At 63.0% G+C, this 15,324-nt stretch carries 14 protein-coding genes; 1 reads left to right on the forward strand and 13 read right to left on the reverse strand.

What is annotated here, in order from left to right; translation table 11 throughout:
* Positions 1 to 19 precede the first annotated feature (19 nt).
* The 12 genes from QTI24_RS17805 to QTI24_RS17860 all read right to left on the reverse strand — a co-directional run bounded on the left by QTI24_RS17805 (position 20) and on the right by QTI24_RS17860 (position 12,330).
* Entirely contained in the window at positions 20 to 880 is an 861-nt protein-coding gene (locus QTI24_RS17805; protein ID WP_286602200.1) for a class I SAM-dependent methyltransferase, read from the reverse strand.
* Positions 877 to 1,449, reverse strand: a complete 573-nt coding sequence (locus QTI24_RS17810) for a DUF1415 domain-containing protein (protein ID WP_286602202.1) — start codon at positions 1,447 to 1,449, stop codon at positions 877 to 879. Before QTI24_RS17810 ends, QTI24_RS17805 begins: the two co-directional genes overlap by 4 nt.
* Complete coding sequence (locus QTI24_RS17815) at positions 1,446 to 2,708, reverse strand: MFS transporter (RefSeq protein ID WP_286602203.1); 1,263 nt, start codon at positions 2,706 to 2,708, stop codon at positions 1,446 to 1,448. The genes QTI24_RS17810 and QTI24_RS17815 overlap by 4 nt, the downstream gene beginning before the upstream one ends.
* Positions 2,705 to 3,835, reverse strand: a complete 1,131-nt coding sequence (locus tag QTI24_RS17820; protein ID WP_286602204.1) for a deoxyguanosinetriphosphate triphosphohydrolase — start codon at positions 3,833 to 3,835, stop codon at positions 2,705 to 2,707. The genes QTI24_RS17815 and QTI24_RS17820 overlap by 4 nt, the downstream gene beginning before the upstream one ends.
* Positions 3,836 to 3,857: 22 nt before the next feature.
* Positions 3,858 to 4,958, reverse strand: coding sequence for a 3-dehydroquinate synthase (gene aroB / locus QTI24_RS17825; protein ID WP_286602205.1), 1,101 nt, complete (start codon positions 4,956 to 4,958; stop codon positions 3,858 to 3,860).
* Positions 4,959 to 4,993: 35 nt separating this feature from the next.
* Entirely contained in the window at positions 4,994 to 5,539 is a 546-nt protein-coding gene (locus QTI24_RS17830) for a shikimate kinase (RefSeq protein WP_286602206.1), read from the reverse strand.
* Positions 5,540 to 5,706: 167 nt separating this feature from the next.
* A complete protein-coding gene (locus tag QTI24_RS17835; protein WP_286602207.1) occupies positions 5,707 to 7,251 on the reverse strand; it encodes an Ig-like domain-containing protein in 1,545 nt (514 codons plus the stop codon).
* A gap of 30 nt (positions 7,252 to 7,281) precedes the next feature.
* Positions 7,282 to 9,417 (reverse strand): type IV pilus secretin PilQ, encoded by a 2,136-nt coding sequence (locus tag QTI24_RS17840; protein WP_286602208.1) that lies wholly within the window; start codon positions 9,415 to 9,417, stop codon positions 7,282 to 7,284.
* Positions 9,414 to 9,953 carry a pilus assembly protein PilP gene (locus tag QTI24_RS17845; protein ID WP_286602209.1) on the reverse strand — a complete coding sequence of 180 codons (540 nt, stop codon included), beginning with the start codon at positions 9,951 to 9,953 and terminating at the stop codon, positions 9,414 to 9,416. The genes QTI24_RS17840 and QTI24_RS17845 overlap by 4 nt, the downstream gene beginning before the upstream one ends.
* Complete coding sequence (locus QTI24_RS17850) at positions 9,950 to 10,624, reverse strand: type IV pilus inner membrane component PilO (protein ID WP_286602210.1); 675 nt, start codon at positions 10,622 to 10,624, stop codon at positions 9,950 to 9,952. The genes QTI24_RS17845 and QTI24_RS17850 overlap by 4 nt, the downstream gene beginning before the upstream one ends.
* Positions 10,625 to 10,633: 9 nt before the next feature.
* Positions 10,634 to 11,254 carry a PilN domain-containing protein gene (locus tag QTI24_RS17855; RefSeq protein WP_286602213.1) on the reverse strand — a complete coding sequence of 207 codons (621 nt, stop codon included), beginning with the start codon at positions 11,252 to 11,254 and terminating at the stop codon, positions 10,634 to 10,636.
* Positions 11,251 to 12,330 (reverse strand): pilus assembly protein PilM, encoded by a 1,080-nt coding sequence (locus tag QTI24_RS17860; RefSeq protein ID WP_028249285.1) that lies wholly within the window; start codon positions 12,328 to 12,330, stop codon positions 11,251 to 11,253. Before QTI24_RS17860 ends, QTI24_RS17855 begins: the two co-directional genes overlap by 4 nt.
* Positions 12,331 to 12,571: 241 nt before the next feature.
* Between QTI24_RS17860 and QTI24_RS17865 the strand changes: the two genes are divergently transcribed.
* Complete coding sequence (locus QTI24_RS17865; RefSeq protein WP_503011276.1) at positions 12,572 to 14,980, forward strand: penicillin-binding protein 1A; 2,409 nt, start codon at positions 12,572 to 12,574, stop codon at positions 14,978 to 14,980.
* A 4-nt stretch (positions 14,981 to 14,984) separates the two neighbouring features.
* Here QTI24_RS17865 and cyaY read toward each other — a convergent pair whose 3' ends face one another.
* Positions 14,985 to 15,317: an iron donor protein CyaY gene (gene cyaY, locus QTI24_RS17870; protein ID WP_286602217.1), complete on the reverse strand. Its 333-nt coding sequence runs from the start codon at positions 15,315 to 15,317 to the stop codon at positions 14,985 to 14,987.
* Between the last annotated feature and the right edge of the window lie 7 nt (positions 15,318 to 15,324).

The raw sequence follows: 15,324 nt of genomic DNA on the forward strand, positions 1-15,324 counted from the left end.
GCGCGAAGGGGCGGAGCGCTCAGGGCAACCGAAAGCGCGTCTCCATCAGCGACTCCAGCCCGAACTGGGCCAGCAACTCGCGAAGCCGCGCCGCGGCACTCGCTTTGTGCTGCCCAGTGTGGCGCGCGATGATGAGTTCGTTCTTCATGCTGTGCTCCCAACCCACCAGCTCCGTGACTGTCACTTGGTAGCCGTTGGCTTCGAGGTAGAGACAGCGCAGCACGTTGGTCAGCTGGCTTCCGATCTCGCGCGTGTGCAACGGATGGCGCCAGAGTTCCGCCAATGGCGTGCGAGAGAGCGCCAACGCCTTGGTCTGGCGCAGGCAGGCTGCAATCTCGGCCTGGCAGCAAGGCACCAGCACCATGAAGCGCGCCTTTTTCGCGAGCCCGAACGCGATCGCATCGTCGGTCGCGGTGTCGCAGGCGTGAAGCGCCGTCACCACGTCGATCCGTGCCGGCAAGGCCGCCGCGCTGGCCGATTCGGCCACTGTGAGGTTGAGGAACGACATGCGGTCGAAACCCAGGCGCTTGGCAAGGTCGCGCGACCGCTCGACCAGCTCTGCCCGCGTCTCGATTCCATACACGTGCCCGCCGCCGCGCTCGCGGAAGAACAGGTCGTAGATGATGAAGCCCAGGTACGACTTGCCCGCCCCATGATCGGCCAGCGTCGCCTGCGCGCCGTCGTCCGGCAATTCGCGAAGCAGCTTTTCGATGAACTGGAAGAGGTGATAGACCTGCTTGAGCTTGCGGCGCGAGTCCTGGTTGAGCCGGCCTTCGCGCGTGAGGATGTGCAGTTCCTTGAGCAACTCGACCGACTGGCCCGGTCGCAGCTCATTCAGGACCTCCGCTTCAGCCTTCACGGCTTTGGCAACCTTGCTCATCGCGCGGCTCCTCCGGGGCCGACGCCCAAGGCCGTCCAGCCTTCAGCGCCGAGCGCTTCCAGTGTGTCGATGTTCCGGCCGAAGATGGCTTCGGCGTCCGGGAAGGCGTCGACCGCACGGCTCACGCTGTCCTCGCGCAGCAGGTGCAGCGTCGGATACGGCGCGCGGTTGGTCGCGTTCGTGATGTCGTCGGCGTCCGTGCCGGCAAACTGAAAGTGCGGATGGAAGCTCGCGAGCTGAAACTGGCCTTCGAAGCCCTCGCGCGCAAGGCGCCGCTCGGCACGCGCCGTGAAATCATTGAAATCGAGAAAATCAGCCAAGATGTTGGGCGCAATCAGAAGTGTGGTGTCCCGTTCGGAAGCTTCGCAGGCGGCGAGCGCGTTGGCCTCGGCAATCAGCAGGTCGATCAGCTCGGCCTCTTCGCCCTGCAAGTAGACCGCGTAGTGAATTTGCCCTCGAATATGCACCGCTTTCGCAAAGGGGCAGAGATTGAGCCCGATCACCGCGCGCTCCAGCCAGCGTCGAGTATCAGCCTCGGCCTGCGATGACGAAATGCCAGGGCAGTTCATGTGGCGCCCCTGCGCGCGATGGCAGGCGACAGCCGCGCCGCGAGCGCCAAGCCCATCAGCGAGCACGCCAGCGTGAAGGTCCACGTCCACTGCCAGCCGCCTGCGCGGTGCGCGATCCACGCAACGAACGGCGGCGCGATGAACTGGCCCAGTGACGATGCCTGCTGCATCATTCCGACGGTGGTCGACACGGTCGAAGGCCCCGGCGCAAGCCGCACCGCCAGCATGAACAAGGTGGCGGGCACGACCCCGCCGCCCAGCGAGAACATGCAGACCGCCAGGTAACGCAGCGCCGGCGGCAGGCTCAGCGCATCGTCGACACCGCCGAACTGCGCAAAAGCAGCCATGCTGCCGAGCGCCATGACGACGAAGCCGCAGCGCAGCAGGCGATCGGGTGCCACGCCGCGCTGGAGCAGTCGGCCGCCCGTCACGTTGCCAACGATGTTGGTCGCCGCCGCAAGAGCGGTCAGCGCCGCGTTCCAGGCGCTTGGCACGCCAGCGTCGGCGTAGATCGCCGGCAGGAAGCCGATCACGGCCATCCATTGCGAGGAGTAGACGGCAAAGGCAAGCGCCAAGGTCCATGGCGCGCTCGCACCGACGGTGCCGCGCAGCCGCAATGACCAACTTTCCGTCGACGATGCAACCATCGCCTGCCGCGCGTTGTCACCGGGCACCGCGAGCGCCACCCAGATCGCCGCCGCCGCTGAGACAGCGGACAGGGCCCACCACCATCCCGACCAGCCTGCCCAGGCGATCAGCGCGGGTCCCAGCAGGAGGGCCAAAGCCACGCCGAGCGGCATGTAGGCGCCCCACAATCCGAGCGCCGCCTTCTCGGACTCGGGCGGCGCCATCGCCCGGACCAGCCCGGGCCCCGGCATCACTGCCAGGAGAAATCCAACGCCTTCGAGCGCCCGAAGGGCCAGCAACCAAGGCAAAGCCTGCGCGCCGTCTGCAACCCAGACCCCCACCAGTCCGCCAAGAACGCTCGCGATGGTGACCACCACCAACCCGGCGAGCATGCTGCGCCGCAATCCGATCGTGTCCGCGGCCAGTCCGACGAAGATGCCGAGCGTCATGCCCGCAACCTGGACAAGCGACAGGAGGAAACCCGCTTCGACCAATCCGATGCCCAGGCTCGCTTGCAAGGCAGGCACCGCCGGCGGCAACTTGCCCAGATGCAACGCGGCGGCAACTCCTGCGGCCACGACGGCCAGCGCCGAGGCGGGAATGCGGGCCCGCGGGATCGACACGCCGCTCATTCGACCCACCGTCGCCCCGTGAGCCGCTCGTATTCACGGATCGCGAATCGATCGGTCATCCCGGCAATATAGTCCGCCACCGCGCGATGTCGGTCCTCGCGCTGCCCGTATCCCTCCGGCATCTCCGCCGGCGCATCGAGGTATGCGGCGAACAAAGCGCGAACCACCCCTTGCGCCTGATTGGCCGTCTGAATCACCCGTTCGTGCCGATACAAGTTGTGAAAAAGGAAGCGCTTGAGGTCGGTCGATTCGGACCGCATGGCCTTGCTGAAGAGCACCAGCGGCGTCGCGCGGCGGACAGCATCCGCATCGGCCGGCGCCGTGACCTCGAGCGCACCGCGCGTCGCATCGATCACGTCATAGACCTGCGCGCTGAGCATCCGCCGGATCGTCTCGTAGAGAACCCGTCGTCCATGAAGCTGCGGATACTCCGCCAGCGCCTCGCGGCGATAGCGATCGAACAAGGCCACCTCGCTCAATCGCTCGATGCTGATCAGCCCCGATCTCACGCCATCGTCGATGTCATGAGCGTTGTAGGCGATCTCGTCGGCAAGGTTGCACAACTGCGCTTCCAGCCCCGGCTGCGTGCGGTCACAGAATCGTCGCGCCACGCCGCCCGGCTCGGCGGCCTCGATGCGCTCTGCATTGGCACGCGAACAGTGTTTGAGAATGCCTTCGCGCGTCTCGAAGCTCAGGTTGAGGCCGTCGTACTGCGGGTAGCGATGCTCGAGTTCATCCACGACACGCAGGCTCTGCAGGTTGTGTTCAAACCCTCCGTGCTCCCGCATGCACTCATCGAGCGCATCCTGGCCGGCGTGCCCGAAGGGCGTGTGGCCAAGGTCGTGCGCCAGGGCGATCGCTTCGACCAGATCCTCGTTGAGTCGGAGCGCGCGTGCGATCGAGCGGCCGAGCTGCGCGACTTCGAGCGAATGGGTGAGCCGCGTGCGGAACAGATCCCCTTCGTGATTCAGGAATACCTGCGTCTTGTAGACAAGGCGGCGGAACGCCGTCGAATGCACGATGCGGTCGCGATCGCGCTGGAACGCATCGCGCGTGGGCGCCGGCAGTTCGGGGTGCCTGCGTCCGCGCGACATGGCGGGATCGGAGGCGTAGGGCGCGAGGCTCATGCTGCGCAGCCCAGCCGAGAATTCAGGCGGCGCAGCATTGCGCAAGCACCTCGCGCACCATCGCATCGGGAGCGCCACGCATGATGGCTGAACCGGGCTTGTCCAGCACGACAAAACGGATCTCGCCAGCCTCCGATTTCTTGTCGATGCGCATCAATTCCAGATAGCGCTCCGCACCGAGCGCAGGTGCGACGACGGGCAGACCCGCGCGCTGGATCAGCGCAGTGAGTCGCTGCACGAAGGCAGCGTCGATGCCGCCGAGCCGCTGCGACAAATGCGCGGCCATGACCATGCCGCAACCCACCGCCTCGCCGTGCAGCCACTCACCATAGCCAAGCCCCGATTCGATCGCGTGACCGAAGGTATGGCCGAAATTGAGAATCGCGCGCAGACCCGTTTCCCGTTCGTCCTGGCCAACGACGGCCGCCTTGATCTCGCAACTGCGCTTGACGGCATGCGCCAGCGCCGAAGGATCGCGCGCGACCAGGGCGTCGATGTGGGCCTCGATCCAGTCGAGGAACTCCATGTCGTGGATGGGCCCGTACTTAATGACCTCGGCTAGGCCGGCACTCATCTCTCGCGGCGGCAGTGTCTCCAGGGTCGAGAGATCGCACAGCACGAGACGAGGCTGGTAGAACGCCCCGATCATGTTCTTCCCGAGCGGGTGATTGATCGCCGTCTTGCCTCCAACGGAGGAATCGACCTGCGCCAGCAAGGTGGTCGGCACCTGGACGAAGGGCACGCCTCGCATGTAGCTGGCAGCCGCAAAGCCGGTCATGTCGCCGACAACGCCACCGCCCAGCGCAAAAAGCACGGTCTTGCGGTCGCTGCCATGGCCGAGGAGCGCATCGAAGATCAGGTTCAGGGTCTGCCAGTCCTTGTAGGCCTCGCCATCCGGCAGTTCAAGCACATGGACCGCGCGGAAGCGGCCCGCCAGCGTTGTTTGCAGCGCCTTTGCATAGAGGGGCGCGACCGTTGTGTTGGTGACGATCAGGGCGGTCGCTGCAGAGGGCAACGTCGCGAAATGACCCGGCTCGTGGAGCAGGCCGGCGCCGATCAGGATCGAGTAGCTGCGCTCGCCGAGTTCGATCTCGACGCGTTCAGGGGAGGCGGACAAAGGCATGCCCCGAGTTTAGGTGCACGCCGAAACACACTCTCTCAGTCGGGAAGATCCTCGCCCGGGGGCGGCGAAGCGATGCCCGCCAGTTCGAGCTGCATAACGATGATGTTGACGAGCATCGCGACCGTCGGCCGCCCTGTCTCGACGATGTCGTGCGCGGCCTCGCGATAGAGGGGGTCTCGCGCGTCGTAGAGCTCACGCAGGCGCCCGAGCGGGTCCGCAACCTGCAGCAGCGGCCGCTTGACGTCATGGCGCAGACGCCGGAACAAGTCCTCGGGCGCCGATCGAAGGTAGATCACATGGAAACCCGATCGCAAGGCCGCACGGTTGGCTTCCCGCAGCACGGCTCCTCCGCCCGTCGCCACGATGCCATGCGGCGCCGCCGCGAGTTCCGCGATGACGGCTTGTTCGAGATCACGGAAGCTCCCTTCCCCCTCGCGCTCGAAATAGTCGCGGATCGAGCAGCCTATCCGCTCTTCGATCACGTGATCGCTGTCAATGAAGGGGAGCTGGAGACGTTGCCCGAGGCGCCGGCCCACTGCGGATTTGCCGGCGCCGGGCAAGCCGACGAGTGCGACCGCCATGTTATTCATCTGCGCGGGCGGGGAGCGCGGGGCTAAAGGCAGAGGGGAGGCGAACGCGGGGCACGGCGGAATGCATAGCTTGCGAAGATATCACCGCCCACGGCCGCGGATTCAGGCGAAAAAAGAGGCGGCAAATTTGCCGCCTCTTTGCTCTTACGTCTGCCGCCTCAGTTCACCGACAGGCTACGCGTCATCGTGATGCCGCCGATGGTGAAACTGATGTCGAATTCGGCATGAGACGGCGTACCACCTTGTGGGCAGAGCGGCGCACCCTGAGCAAGCTGGAAGACCAGCCGTTCCCGGGTCGGCGGATTGCTCAGTTGATCTTGAACCGGCGACGCCGAGACCAGTGTTGCTGTCAATCCTGCCGTAATCGGCTTCAGCGCGATCGTTGTGCCTGCGGCCGGCGGGAAGTTCCCTGGGGTTCCAACGTAGAAGGTGAACGTTGTCGCATCACAAGTGGACATTCCCCCCACCCTAGCTACGCCCCCCAATTTAGGGATCGCGCTTCCACCGGTTGCAGCGATGAACACGTCGAGCAAACCAACATCGACCATGCGGAAGTCGAGTGCTTTGCCGATCGTCGAACCGTCGCCAAGTTGTGTCGATGCCGTCACGAGGGCCAATACGCCATCGGCCGATCGCGGCTCCTGCACGCGGAATTCCACCGCGCATTCACCATTGGACGTCAGGCAACCGCCACGACCCGACGTACCCACCACACCATGGGTGGCCGTGAACACGACCGGCACACCATCGGCCACCGGATTGCCGTTGGCATCACGGAGCTTCACGGTGATGGTCGACGAATCACCCGACAGGTTCGAGTTCATGTTGTACTTGCTGGCTGCCAGGTCGAAACCCGCCTGAGTCGGGACACCCGTAGTCACGGTCAACTGATCGGACAGTGAGCTGATCGCCTTGCCGGCGATGGTCGCAGTGACGCGGACCGCAGTCGGGGTGCTCTTCGAGGACACCGTCGTGACCACAACACCGTCCGAATCGCTGACCGCATTCGGGATGTTGAGCGTCACATCGTTGGGTGGGCTGACCGTAAATGCCACCTGAGCTCCCTTCACGGGACTGTTGTTGGTGTCCACGACCCGGTACCGGAGCGTTGCGGATTCCAGACGACCAGTGCCGCCGGACCCTTGAAGCACGATCGACTTATCCGCTGGATCGACGCTCAGGAAGCTGATCGCATTCGCCAGCACCTGCGGATCAACCGCACCGGTGGACGGTGCGCTCGTGATAGCGATTGATTTTTGCGCGGTGACAGTTGCTCCCCCGACCATGGCGCCTGCGGCAACGGTCGTTGCGCCTGTGTTCGACGATGAGGCTGCACGGATTTCCACGACGGCTGCGCCGGTTGTGTCCGTCAATGCTGTCTTGGAGGCAGGCGCATACGTCAACAGTGACCCACTAGCTTCACTGAAGGTCACGATGGCTCCAGGCACTGGGGCCCCGTTGGCATCCTTCAACACCGCCTTGACCTGAGCGATTTCCACGCCAGAAATAGAGGTGGTGGATGTCCCACTTCCGTTCAGCACATCGACCGTGACCTTCGCCGTAGCAACTGCGGGCTGGTCGGTCGATCCGCCAGTCCCAGTGGCAGGCGCCGTCGCAGGAGGCAGGCCCGGGCTACCGCCGCCGCCGCACGAAATCAATGCCCCCGCTACCAGCGTGGCGGCCAGAATATTCCTGTATCTCATCGGTTCCCTTGAACTTGGTCTTGAATTTGGTTAGCGAGCCGCGTTGCGGTCGGTGATCATCTTCGGCGTGATGAAGACAAGCATTTCCGTCTTGTTCGCCGTGCGATTCCGCGTCCGGAAAAGTCCGCCCAAATAGGGGACCTCTCCGAGTACCGGAATGCGCGACTCATCGACTGCTTCAGTCAATTCGAAGATTCCGCCGATGACGACCGTGCCGCCGTTTTCAACCAGCACTTCCGTTTGGACGTGCTTCGTATTGATGGCAAAGCCGGCCGTTGTGGCTTGACCCACCGTGTCCTTGTTGACGTCCAGCGTCAGAATGATGTTGCCCTCGGGGGTGATCTGAGGGGTCACTTCGAGCTTGAGATTCGCCTTGCGGAAGGCAATGGAGGTGGCACCGCTCGAGGTCGCGACCTGATAAGGGAGTTCAGTGCCCTGTTCGATCAGCGCCTTCGTCTGATCGGCCGTGACCACGCGTGGACTCGAGACCACCTTGCCCTTGCCGTCAGCCTCCAACGCCGAGATCTCCAGGTTGAGAATTCTCGACAGGCTCGAATTGAAAAGTGAAATAGCAAAGGTGCCCGGCGAATTGCCGTTCCCCGCGACGCCAGTGGAGGGCAGGTTCACGAAGTTGGAACCCGTGAAGACCGTGGTCGCAGTGGGCTGGTTGGCGAAAACGCCGTTGACAACCGGATTCGGCGTCACGATTGGGTTCGCACCAATCGTGCCATTCGTATTGATAATGCCGCCGCCCAGTTTGACGCCCAGCGACTTGCCGAAGGTGTCCGACGCTTCGACGATGCGAGCCTCGATCAGCACCTGGCGCACCGGAACGTCCAGTTTCTGGATCAACTCAGCCACCTGGGTCAGACGCGACGGGATGTCCGAAACGAAGAGCTGATTGGTTCGGGACTCGGCGATCACGCTACCGCGGGGGCTCAGGATGCGAGAGGCCGTGCCTGCACCGCCACCGCTGCCCGCGCCTGCGCCGGTACCCGTCAGGCCCGCGGCAATCGCAACCGCCTTGGTGTAGTTGAGCTGGAACGACTGGGTGCGAAGCGGCTCCAGGTTCTGGATGGCGGCCTGCGCCTCGAACTCCAGCTTTTCCTTCGCGTTGATTTCGTCCTTGGGCGCGATCCACAGAACGCTGCCGTTCTTGCGCATGCCCAGGTTTTTCGCCTGCATGATGATGTCCAGCGCCTGATCCCAGGGCACATCTTTCAGCCGAAGCGTGAGCGCTCCGGTCACGGAATCGGATGTCACGATGTTGAAGTTCGTGAAGTCGGCAATCACCTGAAGTAGCGAACGGATTTCGATGTTCTGGAAGTTCAGCGAGAGCTTTTCACCCGTGTAGCCAACGCCCTGCGTCAGCTTGGTCGGGTCGACCTTGCGGGGGCGGACTTCAACGACGAACTGGTTTTCGCTCTGATAGGCGCTGTGCTCCCAGTCTCCCTTGGGCTCGATGGTCATCCGCACGCGGTCACCCGCTTGCTGCGTCGTCACGAGTTGAACGGGCGTGCCGAAATCCGAAACGTCGAGCCGGCGGCGCAGGCCTTCCGGCAAGGTCGATTTCGTGAACTCGACCACGAGGTTCTTGCCTTGCTGGCGGATGTCGACGCCCACTTGGTTGTTAGCCAGATCGACAATCACGCGGCCGGTGTTGTCCGAACCCAGGCGGAAATCGACGTCGCGCAACGGCAAGGTGTCACGGTTCCGGTTCTCCGCGAACGCGGAGGGCATCGAAGCGACCAGGGCGGCACCCGGCACAGGTTCCAGCGAGACCAGAAGGGACTTGCCCTGGATCTCTGTCTTGTACGCAGTGGCTTGCTTGAGGTTCAGCACCAGGCGCGTCCGTTCGCCAGCCTGAACGACATTCACCGAACGCAGATTGCCTTGGTTGACCTCGATCGCCGACCGGCCGATCGCGTTCGTCACACCGGGGAAATCGAGGGCAACGCGCGCCGGCGATTGAATGGCAAAGCCCGCCGGCGGCGCCGTGAGGGGCTGGGTGAAGTCGATCCGAATGACCTCGGCGCCCGATTGCATCGAGCTCGTGACCGATTCGATGGCATTCTGCGCATGAGCGGCGGCCGCCGCGCTCAACGCGAGGACAGCCGCACCGGCAACGCGCAGCCAGCGTGCGAACATTGATTTTTGTTGATTCATTTCGTCCTCTCTTGCAACTGCAGAGTCGCCACGCGTTCAATCCATTCACCGGCGGCGTCCTGCACGATTTCACGCAAGGCGAGTTCGGTTTCACTGATACGGGTAATGCGCCCGTAGTTGAGTCCCAGATAGTTGCCCATCCGAACCTGATAGAGCAGCTTGTCGACACTGATCAGCGCGACCGGCTGTCCGTTTCGGTTCAGGCTGCCCACCATCGCCATCGAATCGAGCGGGAAGGCCTCCAGGGCCTCCTTGCGACGCGTGAGTTCCGGTGCAATCAGACCAGAGGTGCTGGGCTGGCTCGAGTCGCGGCGCAGTGCCTGCGTCAACTTCTGCATGTTGAAAGGCTCGATGACCGCGCCTTCCGTGTAAGCCTGGGGCGTGAATTTCTTCGGCTCGGTGATGGGCGGCACCGTCGGGCGAACCTGCGCCCGCTCGTTGTCCATCCAGCGCTGAAGATCCTCCTGCTCGGAGCCGAAGCAGCCGCTCAGGCTGACCGCGGCCACGCCAAGCCAGAGAAAACGGAGCGATCTCATTTCTTCTTTGCCTCCGCGGCAGCTCGTTTCTGCATGGCTTGTTCTTCCTCATCCAGATAACGATAGGTCCGGGCCGTCGCGTCCATGACCAGGCCTCCATCCTTCTGCGGCGTGACGGACAGGTTGTTCAAGGTCACGATGCGGGAAAGGTTTGCAACGTCAGCGGCAAAGGCGCCCATGTCGTGATAGCGACCCGTCACGCGCACGGCGATTGGCAGTTCGGCGTAGTAATCCTTGACCGAAATCTGGCCTGGGCGGAACAACTCGAACTGCAGGCTGCGCCCGAGGCCCGCCTGGTTGATGTCCGAAAGCAGGGCATCCATTTCCGCCTTGCTCGGCAGCTGCTTTTCGAGGAGCGTGACGTATTGCTGGACCTGCTCGCGCTGCTTCTTCAGCAACTCGAGATTGGCGGCCTGCGCGACCTTCTTCTGGTAGTCCGCCCTGAGCGTGACTTCCTTGGCGCGCTCGGCTTCGAGTTCGTCGTTCGAATTGGTGAGCCACACGAACCACAAGGCCACCAGCACCATCGCCGCGACTGCGACGCACAAGGCGTATCGCGGAACTGCCGGCCAGACCGAGGGATCGTTCGGATTGAGGCCCTGGAACTGCTGACCGAAGCGCCGCATGGCGGTCGCGAGATCGATCTTCGGGGATGAGCGTTTTGTTGCCATGATGAACGCCTATCCTTTGGGTGCAGGCGCCGCAGCCTTGCCCGCTGGTGCGGCGGCTTTCTGTGCCTCGGTGGGTCGCTTGAGGCCGATGCGCATCGTGAAGTTCGCGACGCGACGCTGATCGCGCGGGCTCAGGCTGACATTGCCCGACGTGATTTCAATGAGTTCCGGCTTGACCAGCCACGGGCTGTTGTTGCCAAGATTGCGAAGCAGCTCGGACACGCGCTCGTTGGATTGGGCCATGCCTTGCAGCGTGACGGCCTGGTTGTCCTGCTTCATGCTTGTCAGGTAGACCCCGTCGGGCAACTGCCGAACGAGTTCATTGAGCAAATGGACGGGCATATTGCGGTCGCCCTGCAGGTCCTCGACGGCTTGTTGCCTGGCTCTCAAGGCGGCAATTTCGGCCTGCAGGGTCGAGATTTCCTTGATTTCCGCTTCTAGCTTCGTGATCGCGGACTGCAACAGGCCGTTCTTCGACTGCTGGCCGGAAATCTGGGCCTGGTACCAGAGAAATGCCAGTCCGGCGATGACACCACCCAATACTGCGGACAGTCCCAGCGTGGCGTAGAAGGACTCGCGCCGGCGCTTGCGCGCAGCCTCCCGGTGCGGGAGCAGGTTGATCAAGATCACTGCAGAAACCTCCGCATCGCGAGGCCGCACGATGTCAGATAGGACGGCGCTTCGCGTCGTACCTTCTTCTCACGGATTCCGCTGCCGATTTCCATTCCATCGAACGGATTTACGAGCGAGCAGGCAAAGGAAGTCTGGCGCGTGACTGCGCTCGTCAGGCCTGGCAGTGCAGCCGAGCCCCCTGCCAGCAAGACGTAGTCGACGCGATTGTGCGGCGTACTGGTAAAGAAGAACTGAAGCGCCCTCGCAATTTCCTGCGCGATGCTCGCCACAAAAGGCTTGAGGACTCCCGATCCATAGTCGTCAGGCAATTCCCCGCTCCGCTTCTTGGCTTCGGCCTCCTCAGCAGAGAAACCATATTGTCGAACGATGAGCTGCGTGAGCTGAGCGCCGCCGAAAGCCTGGTCACGGTCGTAAAGCACTTCCTGGTTCCGCAGAACCTGCATGCTGGTCGTGAAGGCACCCACTTCGAACAGTGCAACCACCGCATCGCGACCCTGGCCTGGAAGCTGCTCGATCAAGCGGGCCGTCGCAAGGCGCGAAGCGTAGGACTCCACATCCAGAATCACAGCCTTCAGACCGGACGCCTCGGCCAAACCCTGGCGGTCCTGAACCTTTTCCTTGCGGGACGCTGCAATCAGCACTTCGACGTCGCCTGCCGAATTGGCGCTTTGGCCGATGACGCAGAAATCGAGGCTGACTTCGTCGAGCGAAAAGGGGATGTATTGATTGGCTTCGGACTCGACCTGAATTTCGAGTTCCTGCTCACTCATGCCACCCGGCAGGACAATCTTCTTGGTAATGACGGCGGATGGCGGCAAGGCCAGTGCGACGTTCTTGGTCCGCGTGCCACTCTTGCGCACGACGCGGCGGACGGCTTCGGCGACTTCGTCGAACTTTTCCACGTTGCCGTCCGTGATCCAACCGCGCTCGAGCGGCTCGATCGCACATCGCTCGAGTACCAACTTGCCGCTCGCGTCACGGCCAAGCTCGACCAGTTTGACGCTGGACGAACTGACGTCTAACCCGAGCAGTGGCGCGGGCTGACGGCGAAACAACGATCCCAGAGCAGTCAAGTTAGATCCCATCCGTTTGTAACGATTGGAAAAAATTGCGAGTGGTTGCATGCTAGCAGCAAGGGACAATGCCAACCAAGCGGCGAATCCCCAGTGCAGCGTCAATCGTTGTCAAAAGTCGACGTAACGGTTCCGATCTGCAACTTACGTCACAAATAAGAGTACTTGGGTCCTAACTGCTACGGACGGACCGTCTTGGAGAGCCACGTTTTTATAATGCTCGCTGACTTCAACAGCCTCAATGCCCGAAACAACTCGACCCAAAGGGCCATCCAAGGCCCCCTCTTCCAAGCCCAAACGCTCAACCTGGTTGACCTGGCTGATGCGCATCGTATTGTGGGCTCTGGGGATCGCCGCGGCGGGCGCTGTTGCCGTGATCTGTGTGATCGCCGTTGCCCTGGCAGTCGCCTATCCGAACTTGCCCGACATATCCGAACTTTCGGATTACCGCCCTAAGTTGCCACTGCGTGTTTTTTCCTCCGAAGGCATCTTGATCGGTGAATTCGGCGAAGAGCGCCGCAATCTGACGCCCATCTCGACCATCCCGAAGGTGATGAAAGATGCCGTCCTGGCTGCCGAGGACACCCGCTTCTACGACCATGGTGGCGTCGACTACAAGGGCATGCTGCGCGCCGGCCTCGCGAACATGAATCGGGTCAAGAGCCAGGGGGCCTCGACCATCACGATGCAGGTGGCGCGGAATGTGTATCTAAGCTCCGAAAAAACACTGACCCGCAAGATCTATGAGGTTCTGCTGACCTTCAAGCTGGAGCATCTGCTCACCAAGGACCAGATCCTCGAGATCTATCTGAACCAGATTTACCTGGGCAATCGCGCTTACGGGTTTGCGGCGGCATCGGAGGCCTATTTCGGCAAGCCGTTGTCGGACATCACGATCGCGCAGGCGGCCATGCTGGCCGGATTGCCGAAGGCGCCCGGAGCCAACAACCCGGTCAACAACCCAGCACGCGCACGCGGGCGTCAGTTGTATGTGATCGACCGCATGCAGGAAGCCGGATTCATCACGGCCGACCAGGCGGCCGAAGCCAAGAAGGAAGAGCTGCACCTGCGGGACGCGGCGGACCCGACTCGCCTGCACGCCGAATACGTCGCCGAGACCGTGCGGCAGCTGATGTATGCGCAGTACGGCGACAGCACTTACACACGCGGACTCAAGGTCTACACCACGCTCGTCGCTGCCGATCAGGCCGCGGCGTACCGGGCCCTGCGCAAGGGCATCATGGACTACGAGCGCCGCCAGATCTATCGCGGCCCCGAGAAGTTCGTCGACCTGCCCAACAACCCGAAGGAACTCGACGAAGCAGTTGATGACGCGCTGGCCGACCATCCGGACAACGGCGATGTGATGTCGGCGGTGGTGTTGAAGGCCAGCACCAAGGAGATCACTGCGGTGCGCGGCAATGGCGACACCCTGCAGATCGTCGGCGACGGCCTCAAGCCTGCCCAATCTGGGCTGTCGGACAAGGCACCGCCCAACATCAAGATTCGCCGCGGCGCGGTGATCCGGGTCGCCAAGACACCGAAGGGCGCATGGGAAATCACCCAGCTCCCCGAGGTGGAAGGCGCCTTCGTCGCCATGGATCCGCGCGACGGCGCCGTGAAAGCCATGATCGGCGGCTTCGACTTCGACAAGAACAAGTTCAACCACGTCACGCAGGCATGGCGCCAGCCGGGATCCAGCTTCAAGCCGTTCATCTATTCGGCCGCGCTCGAAAAGGGCTTCACCCCCGGCACGGTGATCAACGACGCGCCCCTGTTCTTCGACGCGGGGACGACCGGTGGCCAGCCCTGGGAGCCGAAGAACTACGACGGCAATTTCGAGGGACCGATGTCCATGCGCCGCGCGCTGATGAAATCGAAGAACATGATTTCGATCCGGATCCTGCAGTCGATCGGCACGCGCTACGCACAGGACTGGATTACCAATTTCGGCTTCGAACGTGAAAAGCATCCGGCCTACCTGCCGATGGCACTGGGCGCAGGTTCCGTCACGCCGATGCAGATGGCGACCGCGTATTCGGTGTTCGCCAATGGCGGCTACCGCGTCAATCCTTACCTCGTAACTCGCGTGACCGACCACAAGGACAAGGTCCTGGTCGACAAGCAGCCGCCACTGCTCAACGAAACCCTGCGTGCGATCCCGCAACGCAACGCGTACATCATGGACAGCTTGCTGCAATCCGTGGCGAGCGGCGGCACCGCGGCCAAGGCACAGGCCACGCTCAAGCGCACCGACATCTACGGCAAGACCGGCACCACCAACGATTCGCTGGACGCCTGGTTCGCCGGATTTCAGCCGACCATGACGGCCGTGGCATGGATGGGCTACGACACGCCGCGCAAGCTCGGCGATCGCGAAACGGGCGGCGGCCTGAGCCTGCCGATTTGGATCACCTACATGGAGACGGCCATCAAGGGCGTTCCCGTGGCCGAGGTTCCCGCGCCTTCCGGCGTGGTCAACGTCGGCGGCGAGTGGTACTACGACGACTATGCACCGGGCCGCGGCGTCGCGGCGCTGGGCGTAGAGACCGGGCCGACGCCGCCGGCTGAGGCGATCTCGGGCGCCCCCATCGGCGCTGCGCCCGCGCCGGAAGAGCGCAACCGCATCCTCGATCTCTTCCGCAATTGATCGGTCAGGCAGCCGCGAACTCGAGCGCCTGGCCGGCTTGCAGCGTCGCTTCGCGCGACAGATTGCCGAAGAATTCCTCGTTCGTCTTGGTGTCGACCCAGGCACGGCCGTCGTGGCGGTAGTGATAACCGCCAGAACGAGCCGCCAGCCAGATTTCCTGCAACGGTTTTTGGAGATTGACGATCAACTGGCTGCCGTTGCCGAAGGTGATCGTGATCATGCCGCCCACACGCTGATTGTCGATATCGACGTCGGTCTCGTCGTTGATGCGATCGCAGCTTCGTTCGATCGCCGCAAGCGCTGCTTCCGCGCGGTCCATGTACTCGGGGTCGGTCATTACAATT

Source organism: Variovorax sp. J22P240 (assembly GCF_030316855.1).
Taxonomy (GTDB): Bacteria; Pseudomonadota; Gammaproteobacteria; order Burkholderiales; family Burkholderiaceae_C; genus Variovorax.

Coding starts and splice junctions, on each gene's coding strand:
- QTI24_RS17805 (WP_286602200.1), bottom strand. CDS start 880: ATGAGCAAGGTTGCCAAAGCCGTGAAGGCTGAAGCGGAGGTCCTGAAT.
- QTI24_RS17810 (WP_286602202.1), bottom strand. CDS start 1,449: ATGAACTGCCCTGGCATTTCGTCATCGCAGGCCGAGGCTGATACTCGA.
- QTI24_RS17815 (WP_286602203.1), bottom strand. CDS start 2,708: ATGAGCGGCGTGTCGATCCCGCGGGCCCGCATTCCCGCCTCGGCGCTG.
- QTI24_RS17820 (WP_286602204.1), bottom strand. CDS start 3,835: ATGAGCCTCGCGCCCTACGCCTCCGATCCCGCCATGTCGCGCGGACGC.
- aroB (WP_286602205.1), bottom strand. CDS start 4,958: ATGCCTTTGTCCGCCTCCCCTGAACGCGTCGAGATCGAACTCGGCGAG.
- QTI24_RS17830 (WP_286602206.1), bottom strand. CDS start 5,539: ATGGCGGTCGCACTCGTCGGCTTGCCCGGCGCCGGCAAATCCGCAGTG.
- QTI24_RS17835 (WP_286602207.1), bottom strand. CDS start 7,251: ATGAGATACAGGAATATTCTGGCCGCCACGCTGGTAGCGGGGGCATTG.
- QTI24_RS17840 (WP_286602208.1), bottom strand. CDS start 9,417: ATGAATCAACAAAAATCAATGTTCGCACGCTGGCTGCGCGTTGCCGGT.
- QTI24_RS17845 (WP_286602209.1), bottom strand. CDS start 9,953: ATGAGATCGCTCCGTTTTCTCTGGCTTGGCGTGGCCGCGGTCAGCCTG.
- QTI24_RS17850 (WP_286602210.1), bottom strand. CDS start 10,624: ATGGCAACAAAACGCTCATCCCCGAAGATCGATCTCGCGACCGCCATG.
- QTI24_RS17865 (WP_503011276.1), top strand. CDS start 12,572: ATGCCCGAAACAACTCGACCCAAAGGGCCATCCAAGGCCCCCTCTTCC.
- cyaY (WP_286602217.1), bottom strand. CDS start 15,317: ATGACCGACCCCGAGTACATGGACCGCGCGGAAGCAGCGCTTGCGGCG.